We start from the raw sequence: 12,617 nt of genomic DNA on the forward strand, positions 1-12,617 counted from the left end.
TCTCCTCCTTGTGGGCAGCGAGCCACCGTTTAATCGCCCTGCGGTAGCGCCGATGTAGTCCGGGTGCAAACCCATCTCAGGCCGACAATGGCGACGAGCAGCGCCACGCAACTTAGCGTCCACTCGCCCATTTGCGAGAAAAAGTGTCCGTAGGCGGCTACCGCCGTATCACTAATTTGCGATTCCGTGGTTTGTTGCGCGACGACGCCAGCCAGCCAGTTAGCGACCGCGCCGGTCGCCAGCATATAAATACCGGTTAGTACGCCCGTGACGCCAGGCAGGTTGAGGCGGGTAATTTGCGCCATCGCGACCGGATCAATAAACAGCTCTGCAAAGCCCATCAGCGCCAGCCCTGCGATCATCATTCCCATTGATGCCTGCCCGTCTAACCGGGCCTGATGCGCGTTTAGCGCCAACAGCATAAAACCGCCGCCCATTAATACCAGCCCCACGGCAAATTTAAGCCAGACGCGCAGCACCGAGCGGGCGCTCTCTTTCGGGCTGCTCAGCCACGCCAGCACCACGCCCGCCGCCATCACCGCAATCGCATTGACCGACTGGAACAATGCGGTGGGAACGGTCATATTCAGCCAGTGGCGGTTGACAAAACGGTCGATGAATAAACTGATCGAACTTCCGCCCTGCTGCGCCAGAACCCAGAAGAGAGTGCCGGTGATCATTAACAGAACGATTTGCCACAAGGCGCGACGGTGTTCGGGAAATTTAACCATAATACGGGCGATAAGTTGCGCCGCGAAGACGCAGACAATGGCCAGCACATAGCCAGACCAGTTATTTTCCAGCAGGAGGGTGAAGAATACCGGTGCGATACACAGCATTAATACCAGCCAACCCCAGGTTGGAAGGGCGAATTTAACCGCCCGCAGCGCGGGGCGATTAACACCGCGCGTCTGCTGAAAGTGGCGATGACCGCTTAAAAAGATGAGCAGGCCGATGAACATTCCCACGCCCGCCAGCGCAAAGCCGACATGCCAGCCATACCACTGCGCCGCCAGACCACAGGCGATCGGCGCGGCTATCGATCCAATATTCCCGGCGGCGTAGAGCAGCGAGAATCCCCCGTCGCGGCGGTTGTCATCAGGGGCGTAAAGTTCGCCCAGCAGACAGCTAATATTGGATTTAAACAAGCCGTAGCCGCAGATAATAATGGCGAGCGCCGCATATAAACTCAGCGTTGAATCAGATTCTAAGCCCAATACCACATGACCCAGCGTCATCAATAAGGCGCCGGTGATAACCGCCACGCGGTTGCCAAGCAGGCGGTCGGCAAGCCAGCCGCCAAGAATAGGGGTAACGTAAACTAAAGAGGCGTAGGCGCTGAAGAGGTTGATCGCGTGGCTGTCATTAAAACCAAGCTGGTGGGTAAGATAAAGGATGAGTAAGGCACGCATGCCGTAAAAGCTGAAGTATTCCCAAATTTGAATCGCCACGATGTAAAAAATCGCGCGCGGTTGTGAGGGTGTTTTCATAAAGTCTCCTTGCTGCGTGAAAAAAGGGAAGTGGCAAGCCACTTCCCTTTGGTACTTATTTCGTATTTTCTTTCAGCACCTTAACGGTGTAACGTCCGTCTGCCTGACGATAGGCGCCGTGGATATCGGTTTCGAAGCCCGGATAGTGGGCGCCGATTTCGCACAGCATTTGCAGGAATTCCAGTACCGGACGGCTTTCCTCGGTGATCATTTCACCAGGCATCACCAGCGGCACTCCCGGAGGGTAAGGAAGGATCATGTTGGCGTTGACGCGTCCAACCATCTCTTCAAGATACACCTCTTCCGTTTCGCCATGCAGCTCTTTCTGGAACGCAGTATACGGCGTCATCACCATTTTCGGCAGCACTTCAAACGCACGGTACATTAAGTCCGGCAGATTATGATGTTCGACCAGTTTATGAATATTCTGCGCCAGTTCCTGGATGCGCATATTTTCATAAAACTCAGGCGCTTCGCGGTACAGTGCCGGCAGAATGTTTTTGACGCGCAGGTTCAGGTCAAAGGCGCGTTTAAATTCAGTGAGCGCGCGCAGCAGGCTCAGAGCTTTGGTTTTGTCGATACCAATGCTGAACAGGAACAGCAGGTTGTATGGACCGGTTTTTTCTACGATGATGCCGCGTTCATCGAGATATTTGGCGACCAGACTTGCCGGAATACCGAATTCATCCATCGTACCGTCTTTCTTCATCCCCGGCGTCAGGATAGTGACTTTGATCGGGTCGAGGTACATGTGTTCGTTATCGATATTTTTGAAGCCATGCCATGCGCTATCTGAACGCAGCGGCCAGCACTCAGCCCCATCAATATGTTCCGGCTGCCATACGTCAAAGAACCAGCCGTCAGATTCGCTTTTCAGGCGTTTAATTTCTTTACGGAATTTAATCGCACGTTCAATAGAGCCGTTAATCAGGCGTTTACCCGCATTACCTTTCATCATCGCCGCTGCGGTTTCAGTAGACGCTACGATACCGTAGTGCGGAGAAGTGGTGGTATGCATCATGTAGGCTTCGTTAAAGGTTTCTTCGTTAATGTCGCCTTTAACATGAATCATGGATGCCTGTGAAAACGCCGCCAGCAGTTTATGCGTGGACTGGGTTTCATAAATGATTTTGCCTTCTACACGGTCGCCGCTCATACCGCATTTACCCTGATAAATAGGGGAGAAATTGGTATAAGGCACCCAGGCGGAGTCAAAATGAATGGACTTCACATCCAGAGTTTTCTTGATGTAGTCAGTGTTATACAACAAACCGTCATAGGTTGAGTTAGTAATAACAGCATGGACCGGCCAGGTTGCGTTAGGCGTCTCTTTTACCCGTTTAGCGATAGTGGCGTGCTGGAACTCGCTTTGCGGAATACCGCCAAGAATACCGTAGGCGTTACGGGTTGGGCGGAAATAAATCGGCGTAATGTCGCTCATCATCATCAGATGGGTCAGCGATTTATGGCAGTTACGGTCAATCAGTACCGTGCTGCCTGCCGGCGCGGAGTACATACCGACGATTTTGTTCGCCGTAGAGGTGCCGTTCGTCACCATGTAGCTACGTTCGGCGTTAAAGACGCGGGCGATATACTCTTCCGCTTCTTTATGCGGGCCGGAGTGGTCCAGCAGTGAACCCAGTTCGGAAACGGAAATCGAAATATCGGATTTCATCGTGTTCGGGCCGAAGAAATCATAAAAGATGCTGCCGACGGGGCTTTTCTGGAAAGCGGTCCCGCCCATGTGGCCAGGCGTACAGAAAGTATATTTCCCTTCGCGCACATATTTGAACAACGCTTTTGTCAGCGGCGGCAGAATATTGTCGATGTATTCATCGGTATTCTGGCGAATTTTCGCCGCGATATCGGCTGCGGCGCCTAAAGCATATTCAAAGAAGCGAACCTGCATTCTCAGATCGTTGAGGCTGACGTCCAGTGTAGAGTAGCTGTTGGCGAAGGCGTACAGCGGCATATACTCGTTCAGCTTGCTAATCTCTTCGCAAAGCTCAAGGTTATATTTATCCCAGTCGAAAATGACGCCGCAAAGGCGGGAGTTATTTTCAATCAGCTTCAGCAGGTCTTCTCGGTCGTTTGGATAGACGATACGGAAATTTAAACCTTCCAGTGCACGATGCAGTTCACGAATAGGCTCTTCTTTAAAGTAGACGCCCATGTGGTTCATGATAGCAATAACGTTCATAGTCTTGTTCCTGGTAAAGTGGGCCCCTCCCGCTACGCTATAGCAGGTGACGAAAGGGGCTTTGAGAAAAAGGAGTTAGCGGTTAAAGCGCTTCAGCCGTATTGTTGTCGCTGTCGTTGTTCTGGCGCTGGTGCATTTTGCGACCGTAGAACATCAGGATGATCAGACTGACGATAAAGGTGCCGGAGAGTTCGAAGGAGCTGGCGCCCATCAGTGCGATGAAGCAAAATGCGCAGCCCAGTACAGAACAAATCAGGCTTACCGAGTTACGGATGTTGAACCCTTCGAAGCGAATCAGGTCAACACAGGAGTAGAAGTACGGCAGCATGGTAAGCAGTACGGCAATCCCGGTCAGTTCGCCGAACAGGTCGGACGCTTTACCGCCGCTGGAGTTCATGATGGTGATCAGAATCATCAGCGCCGTCATTTTCACCGCAGCCAACAGCAGACCTTTTTTCGGAATACCGTTTTTATCCATTTCACCGTAAATTTTCGGGAAGTTGCCGTCGTTGGCGGCGCGAACCCCAGCCTGGCCGACCAGCATCATCCAGGAGCCCAGAGACGTCAGGCAGGCGAAAGCGGTAAAGGCGGAAACCAGCGGCGCAGCCCAGCCACCCAGAATCGTGGAGGTACTGATAGCGAACGGCGCGCCGGAAGAGGCCATAACGGAAGCTGGGAACATCCCGGCGATAACCTGAGTCGCGGCGATATAGATGATGCCTGCCAGCGCGGTACCCAGCATGGTTGCCAGCGGTACGGTGCGTTTCGGGTTTTTCACCATGCCGGTGCTGACGGCGGCAGACTCAACGCCAACGAACGCCCACAGGCAGAGCAGAATACTTTTAACAATGGCGTGAGAGTCGGTCGTCGTGGACGTGTTCCAGTTCGCGTGATAGGTCGCGATATCGAACCAATGCCAGCCGGCGACTGCGGTCAAGACTACCGGGATCAGCACCAGGAATAGGCCAATCGTTGTCAAGCGGCTGACCCAGGCCCCACCCAGCATATTAATAAAGGTGAACAGCCAGACGATAGCAATACAGGCAATACCTGCCGGTATTGGATTATTTAATGCCGGGAAGAACGTAGAAAGATAAGAAACAGCGGTAATGCCGATGGCTAAGTTACCAATCCAGTTTGCGTGATAATAAAGAACGCCGGTCTGGAAACCAAACGCCGGAGATATTTCCCCAGCATAAGCGATAGGGCCACCCTGTTGAGGGTTTTTGGTTGCCAGCCTCGCATAAACATAAGCCAGCGACATTGCCCCAATAATAGAAATTACCCAGCCCCAGATGGCAATGCCACCAATACTGGCAAGGTTGGCGGGTAATAATGCAATCCCGCTCCCCATCATATTACCGGCAACGACGCCAGTACAGGCAAATAGCCCGATCTTTTTGACAGAACTCATGTTCATTTCTCCTGAGCTGTATTTTTAAGAACCGGGCTTATGCTTCATATATGCTGCGTGCCCGTTCAACTGTCGATAAGATTAACGATTGGGTTGAGATAAGTCCTAAAGAAAAAGTGAAATAAACACAAACATGAAAAAACTGATAGATTGATTTTTTTGAATTAACATATAAATATCATGAAAAATATCATGAAAGGATAAACATCGTTTAATTACAAAGAGTTATATTTACATATCTTTGCGATGAATATGTTGCCAAAATTAACATAAGCTATTTTTGGCAACATGTTTTTCACAAAATAAAAGCGAAAAATTTAATATCTTTTCGCTTTTATTCGTCATGGTTCAGCGTTAAATTTAATCTTCTGCCAGAAAACTATTCAGATAAGGGACAATTTTCTGAACGGATGTCTGAAATACGCCATTTTCGATCCAGTACAGCGTGTTTTCACCTGGACGTAAATTAAAGGCGGTCAGATAGGCATCAGCGGCCAGACGATTCTCACCTTTCATTTCGTAAACTTTCCCCAACAGGACATAGTTAAACCACGACATTTCAAGCTCGATGCTTTTATTGATTTCCTCATACGCTGCATCGATATCACCTTTGCCCAAAAGATCAACGGTCTTGATTTTATAATAAACAGACGTTTTCTCAACGCCCGGAATTTGATCTATTTTTTTAAACTCTTCGTTCAGTGCGGCCACTTGTTCTTTATCAAACGGCTGCTGTGATTGCCGTAATACATCTACCAGCACTTTATATTCATAGGCATAGTTGAAATCAGGAGTTTCCTTAATAATGCCATTCAGAATATCGCTGGCTTTACCTAGCGCCTGCGCATCGCCGCTCAGAATAAGCTGGCGCGCCTCATAAAAACGCATCAGCGCGGTATTTTGCGGCGTTCTGAACAGGGCCAGTTGTTCTCGCATACGATCAGGCCAGGGCTGTGTTAAAACGAAAGACAGGCTATTAAACAGATCATCCTGGATGGACAACAGGTTAGTATTGGTGACGAAATAACGCTTATCCAGCATGGTTGAACCATCGGCGTTATCAATGAGCACTACAGACATAAAGCACTGCTGCGCCCGATAGTGGCGCTGATTGACAAACTGAATGGTTAACGTCTTACCGGAGCTGCTTGGCTCATTGACCCGGTAATTGGTTTTATCGTGCACCATAAAGGTCGAGTAGGTGTTCAGCAAGTCGGTGATTAAGCCGCCCAGACCGATGGCGTAGGACTCCTGCGAGACCCAGTTATTACAGGAATTGCCGCCTTCAAAACGAACATCTATATCTCGTGGGTTAAGTAATAACCGCGTTTTTGTTACCGCGGCATTATGATCTACCACCGACATCACGATAAACACCACCAGCGTCGCCAGCGAGAGTAGGAACATTACCCACGTCCAGAAAGCGGCGATACGCGGCTTTTTCGCCTTTTTAGTCGGCGTTTGCAAAGAGGCGGGCGGCACAGGCGTAGCGGCAGTAGCCCCCTCTGTCGGTTCTGCATTCGTTGCTGCGATCGGCGGCGACGTTGATAAATTATCGATCTCATCGCTATTTTCTTCGCACCAGATAACCGGCGCCGTCAGCTTATAGCCGCGTTTAGGTACGGTAACGATGTATTCAGCATTGCTGTCTCCGCCATCTCTTAATGATTTGCGTAGTTCAGAAATGCTTTGGGTGACAACATGGTTGGTCACGATGGTGCGCATCCAGACATGATCAATAATGTTATCCCGGCTTAACACTTCATCCGGATGATGCGCAAAATACATCAGAAGATCGATCAGCCGTGGTTCAAGAGTAATCTGGCGTCCCTGACGACTGATCTGATTAACAGAAGGTGTAACCAGCCACTCTCCAATGCGTACAACAGGTTGCTGCATAAAAAGATGCCCTAACGAGCTAAGTCAAACGTTAATAATAACACGATTTGCACAGACTTTTTTTATTCCCCTTTTTTGTAAAAGAAAGGCATAAAAAGCAGCGCAATAAGCAGGGGAACGGGGAGGAAAACGGGCGTTCGCCTTAACGATAACGCCCGTTTTTTCAGAGGATTTCTTGCAATTACAGCACCTTATGCGGGCCGAAGCATTCGTAATGAATGTTTTCGTTATTCACGCCAAGTGAAACCAGTTGTTTTGCGGCAAACTGCATAAAGCCTACCGGGCCGCAAAGATAGAACTGCATTGCCGGATCGCTGATCGCGGCTTCCAGTTTGCTTAAATCCATCAGCCCTTCGCTGTCGAAGAGGCGTTGGGCGCGATCGGCCTCAGTCGGCTCGCGGTACCAGGTATGGGCAGTGAAACGCGGCAGTGTACGGCCCAGCTCGCTCACTTCGTCGGCAAACGCATGGACGTCGCCGTTCTCCGCCGCGTGGAACCAGTTCACCTGCGCGGTATGCTGTTCTTTCGCCAGCGTATCGAGCATCGCTAACATCGGCGTCTGGCCGACGCCAGCGGAAATCAGCGAAACGGGGGTATCAGCGGCGACATTCATAAAGAAGTCACCTGCCGGCGCAGCCAGATGTACCACATCGCCTACGCTGGCGTGATGGTGTAACCAGTTTGATACCTGGCCGCCGTCTTCACGCTTCACGGCAATACGGTACCCTTTGCCATCGGGTTTACGGGTCAGTGAATATTGGCGGATCTCCTGATGCGCAAAACCTTCCGGCTTCAGCCAGACGCCCAGATACTGCCCGGGACGGTATTCCGCCACCGTACCGCCGTCGACCGGTTCAAACTCAAAGCTGGTGATCAGTGCGCTACGCGGGGTTTTCGCAACGATGCGGAAGGGGCGCGTGCCTTCCCAGCCGCCGTCTTTGCTGGCGTTCTCGTGATAAATCTCGGCTTCCCGATGAATAAAGACGTTAGCCAGTACGCCATAGGCTTTGCCCCACGCGTCCAGCACTTCCTGGCCCGGGTTGAACATTTCGTCCAGCGTCGCCAGCAGATGCGTCCCGACGATGTTGTACTGCTCCGGCTTAATCTGGAAGCTGGTGTGCTTCTGCGCGATTTTTTCTACCGCCGGCAGCAACGCCGGTAAATTTTCGATATTGCTGGCGTAGGCCGCGATAGCATTAAACAGGGCTTCACGCTGATCGCCGTTACGCTGGTTGCTCATATTGAAGATTTCTTTGAGCTCCGGGTTATGCGTAAACATACGGTCGTAGAAGTGGGCGGTCAGTTTCGGTCCTGTTTCAACCAGCAGGGGAATGGTGGCCTTTACTGTAGCGATGGTTTGTGCGTCAAGCATACGTGCTTCCTTTATGTGAAAATCTAATGATGTATATCAAATGCATCTTATAAAAATACCCTTGCATTGTAAATGGATCTTCTCTGCTTTACGTTATGGAGGTAACAACGTGAAAAATCTGCATCACAAAGCTGAAAAGAAATCCGTTGAAATTCGTCAGGCTCTCGTTCAGGAAACCCTTATCTGACGCATAGGTAATCGTTTGCGTAAAAACCTTTGTCAAGACCTGTTATCGAAGAATGATTCGGTTATACTGTTGGCCGAAGTCCCACGGACTGCCTTTTCAGGCACAAATTTTATTGTTAGCTGAGTCAGGAGATGCGGATGTTAAAGCGTGAAATGAACATTGCCGATTATGATGCCGAATTGTGGCAGGCTATGGAGCAGGAAAAAGTACGTCAGGAAGAGCACATCGAACTGATCGCCTCCGAAAACTACACCAGCCCGCGCGTGATGCAGGCGCAGGGGTCTCAGCTGACCAACAAATACGCTGAAGGTTATCCGGGCAAGCGCTACTACGGCGGTTGCGAATACGTTGATGTCGTTGAGCAGCTGGCTATCGACCGCGCGAAAGAACTGTTCGGCGCCGACTACGCTAACGTGCAGCCGCACTCCGGTTCTCAGGCTAACTTCGCTGTTTACACCGCGCTGCTGCAGCCGGGCGACACCGTTCTGGGTATGAACCTGGCGCAGGGCGGCCACCTGACTCACGGCTCCCCGGTTAACTTCTCCGGTAAACTGTACAACATCGTACCTTACGGTATCGATGAGTCCGGTAAAATTGACTATGACGAGATGGCGAAGCTGGCCAAAGAGCACAAGCCGAAGATGATTATCGGTGGCTTCTCTGCCTACTCCGGCGTGGTTGACTGGGCAAAAATGCGTGAAATCGCTGACAGCATCGGCGCATACCTGTTTGTCGACATGGCGCACGTGGCGGGCCTGATTGCCGCAGGCGTTTACCCGAACCCGGTTCCGCACGCTCACGTGGTCACCACCACCACCCACAAAACCCTGGCGGGTCCGCGCGGCGGCCTGATCCTGGCGAAGGGCGGCGATGAAGAGCTGTATAAAAAACTGAACTCCGCCGTCTTCCCAAGCGCGCAGGGCGGCCCGCTGATGCACGTGATCGCCGGTAAAGCGGTAGCGCTGAAAGAAGCGATGGAGCCGGAGTTCAAAGTTTACCAGCAGCAGGTGGCGAAAAACGCCAAAGCGATGGTGGAAGTGTTCCTGAACCGCGGCTACAAAGTGGTGTCTGGCGGCACTGAGAACCACCTGTTCCTGCTGGACCTGGTGGATAAAAACCTGACCGGTAAAGAAGCTGACGCCGCGCTGGGCCGCGCCAACATCACCGTGAACAAAAACAGCGTGCCGAACGATCCTAAGAGCCCGTTCGTGACTTCCGGTATCCGTATCGGTTCTCCGGCGGTCACTCGTCGCGGCTTCAAAGAAGCGGAAGTGAAAGAGCTGGCTGGCTGGATGTGTGACGTACTGGACAACATCAATGATGAAGCTACCATTGAACGCGTGAAAGCGAAAGTACTGGATATCTGCGCCCGCTTCCCGGTTTACGCGTAAGCGCTTATGTTGTGAAAATGGCCCGATGGCGCTGCGTCTGTCGGGCATTACTTATGCGCCATAACGTGACGCCGCCGGAAGTCATTATCCGGCGGCGTTGTCGTTTGAACTTCTCCCTCCGCCTGTTAACCTTATGTTACCCTTGCCAGCGCAACCGTTTACCGCCAGACTATCGCCTCCAAACGGGAGGGAATCATGGCATTGCATTCCACGCGCTGGCTGGCGCTCAGTTATTTCACCTACTTCTTTAGTTACGGTATTTTTCTGCCCTTCTGGAGCGTCTGGCTCAAAGGTCTTGGGCTAACGCCGGAAACCATCGGTCTTCTGCTGGGCGTGGGGCTGGTCGCGCGTTTTCTCGGTAGTCTGCTCATTGCGCCTCGCGTAAGCGATCCTTCGCGGTTGATCTCCGCGCTGCGTGTACTGGCATTGCTGACGCTGGTATTTGCGCTGGCATTTTGGGCAGGAACGCATGTCGCGTGGCTAATGGTGGTGATGGTTGGGTTTAACCTCTTCTTTTCACCACTGGTGCCGCTGACCGATGCGCTGGCCAATACCTGGCAAAAGCAAATTACCCTGGACTATGGTCGGGTGCGGCTGTGGGGGTCCATCGCCTTCGTGATAGGGTCGGCGCTGACCGGTAAGCTGGTGAGTTTATACGATTACCAGGCGATTCTGGCGCTACTGACGCTCGGCGTCGCCTCGATGTTGCTGGGTATGTTGTTACGTCCCAGCGTGCCGCCGCAAGGGGAAAGCCGTCAGCAGGAGAGCGCAGGCTGGCCCGCCTGGCGTACGCTGGTGGCACAAAGTTGGCGTTTTCTCGCCTGCGTCTGTTTGCTGCAAGGGGCGCACGCCGCCTACTACGGTTTTAGCGCCATCTACTGGCAGGGGGCTGGCTATTCAGCATCGGCGGTCGGCTATTTATGGTCGTTGGGCGTGGTGGCGGAAGTGATCATTTTCGCCCTGAGTAAAAAGCTATTCCGCCGGTTTAGCGCCCGCGACTTGCTGTTGCTTTCCGCTGTGTGCGGCGTGGTACGCTGGGGACTGATGGGCTGGAGTACGGCGTTGCCGTGGCTGATTGTGATACAAATCCTGCACTGTGGCACGTTTACCGTTTGCCATCTGGCCGCCATGCGCTATATCGCTGCGCGTCAGGGAAGCGAGGTGATTCGTTTGCAGGCCGTCTATTCCGCTGTGGCGATGGGCGGCAGTATCGCGATTATGACGGTATTTGCCGGTTTTCTGTATCAACATCTGGGCGGCGGCGTATTCTGGATTATGGCGCTGGTGGCATTGCCCGCTATCTTCCTTCGGCCCAAAGTGGTTGCCGCGTCATGATTCCAGGATCTTGCGGATCTGCTGCTGTTGGTGCTCTGTGAGGGCGCGATCCGCATGAATTAATGGCGGTGAGAAGAGCGGTAGCGGCGTGGCGTAAGGGGTAACAATCAGCGCTACGCCGCGCGGGCATCCCTCTTTTTGAAACGCCTGGAGCGATATCCGTCTGATATTCAGCGGCAATAGGGTCAGTTCACGCAGTTGCTGCTCAATATGCGTCTCCAGCGCATCATTTTTATCCGCTAACAATACGATCTGTCTCTCATGCAAATCGTTATCCTGCATCAGCCAGGCGCCGAAAATCACTGCCACCAGCCCCGTCTCTTCCTCGGAAAAGTGGATACCATATTCGGCTTCAAACCCGGCGAGCGCCTCACGTGTGGTGCGAACCAGACGCGGATAAAGACGGTTGAACTCTTCCGGAAGCGTATTATCGATGCCAATCGTGAATAAACTTCGGTTCAGCGCCTGGGCGAGATGGACATAGAGCTGATCGTTAAGCCCTTGTTCGTCGCTGAAGCGTACGTTCCCTTTTTCTCGAAAGCGCAGCACCAGCCGCGCCACCTCCAGTCGCAGTTGTTGCGCCCGTTGATGCGTGTCGCGAATCGGGTCGGGGAGGCGAATCATTGAAAACAGTAACGCCATAAACAGCGCTTCATTGAGCGGTGCGGCCTGCATCACGTGGCGCTGCCAGTGACGACCAATTTCCTGGGCGAGTGGATATTCCGCGCACGACTGCGCCCAAATCTGCTGTACAGGGTTGAACTCCGGGGTGATGCCGGCATGGTGTTGTAGCAGACAATACTGTAAAAAGAGACGCAGGAACTGCACGTCGCGATGTTCAAATGGTTTTTGCAACCGGCGGGCGCACAGATTGATGAGCGCGTGCAGATTAATATCGTCATACAGCGGACGCGCGATACCGCGCTGCTTTAGCGCGTTTTTTAAGGCCGGGGTAAACTGTTGCGTGACGAAGGTCGGGCATAAACGCAGGCCGCGCCTGAGCCAGTGTAAAAGGCAAAGGCGCTGATCGAGTGCTGTACCTTCGATCCGATAGCAACCGTTCTGGCATGTTGTGATGGCAAGGCGATGATAGCGCTGGATCTCCAGGCTTGTCTCAGTGATATCCTCACGGGCAGTATCATCATCAACGCCATTAAGCGCGCTGAAGATTTCCACCGTGGCAATTGGCTCCGGCTGGAAAAGCGTCAGCAATACCTGACAGCGGCGCTGGGGAGCGGAAAGTACAGATGGTGGGGCAATTGTCGGCATCATCTGTCAGGTCTCCCGTTAGTTTGTCTGGTAAGGATAGCTAAAGTTTGCGTGTGAAAA

Annotated in this window: 8 protein-coding genes; 2 read left to right on the forward strand and 6 right to left on the reverse strand. The window is 52.3% G+C overall.

The window, feature by feature from the left end; all coding sequences use genetic code 11:
* Positions 1-29: 29 nt before the first annotated feature.
* The 5 genes from dtpD to hmpA all read right to left on the reverse strand — a co-directional run bounded on the left by dtpD (position 30) and on the right by hmpA (position 8,375).
* Entirely contained in the window at positions 30-1,490 is a 1,461-nt protein-coding gene (gene dtpD / locus J4728_RS08230; RefSeq protein ID WP_208211573.1) for a dipeptide permease DtpD, read from the reverse strand.
* A gap of 55 nt (positions 1,491-1,545) precedes the next feature.
* Positions 1,546-3,690, reverse strand: coding sequence for a lysine decarboxylase CadA (gene cadA, locus J4728_RS08235; protein ID WP_001100652.1), 2,145 nt, complete (start codon positions 3,688-3,690; stop codon positions 1,546-1,548).
* An 82-nt stretch (positions 3,691-3,772) separates the two neighbouring features.
* Positions 3,773-5,104: a cadaverine/lysine antiporter gene (cadB, locus tag J4728_RS08240; protein ID WP_000100008.1), complete on the reverse strand. Its 1,332-nt coding sequence runs from the start codon at positions 5,102-5,104 to the stop codon at positions 3,773-3,775.
* 360 nt (positions 5,105-5,464) lie between these two features.
* On the reverse strand, positions 5,465-7,003 hold the full coding sequence (cadC, locus tag J4728_RS08245) for a lysine decarboxylation/transport transcriptional activator CadC (protein WP_208211575.1): 1,539 nt from the start codon (positions 7,001-7,003) through the stop codon (positions 5,465-5,467).
* 181 nt (positions 7,004-7,184) lie between these two features.
* Positions 7,185-8,375 carry an NO-inducible flavohemoprotein gene (gene hmpA, locus J4728_RS08250; protein ID WP_000883146.1) on the reverse strand — a complete coding sequence of 397 codons (1,191 nt, stop codon included), beginning with the start codon at positions 8,373-8,375 and terminating at the stop codon, positions 7,185-7,187.
* 324 nt (positions 8,376-8,699) lie between these two features.
* Here hmpA and glyA point away from each other — a divergent pair, with 324 nt between their 5' ends.
* Complete coding sequence (glyA, locus tag J4728_RS08255) at positions 8,700-9,953, forward strand: serine hydroxymethyltransferase (protein WP_000919178.1); 1,254 nt, start codon at positions 8,700-8,702, stop codon at positions 9,951-9,953.
* Positions 9,954-10,148: 195 nt separating this feature from the next.
* Positions 10,149-11,288, forward strand: coding sequence for a 3-phenylpropionate MFS transporter (locus tag J4728_RS08260; RefSeq protein WP_001173729.1), 1,140 nt, complete (start codon positions 10,149-10,151; stop codon positions 11,286-11,288).
* On the opposite strand, the gene csiE is transcribed toward J4728_RS08260, so the two are convergent.
* Positions 11,283-12,560, reverse strand: a complete 1,278-nt coding sequence (csiE, locus tag J4728_RS08265) for a stationary phase inducible protein CsiE (protein WP_000982961.1) — start codon at positions 12,558-12,560, stop codon at positions 11,283-11,285. The two genes, J4728_RS08260 and csiE, sit on opposite strands and share 6 nt — an antisense overlap.
* Between the last annotated feature and the right edge of the window lie 57 nt (positions 12,561-12,617).

The organism is Salmonella sp. 32070601201500089SM, assembly GCF_017573605.1.
GTDB lineage: Bacteria > Pseudomonadota > Gammaproteobacteria > Enterobacterales > Enterobacteriaceae > Salmonella > Salmonella enterica.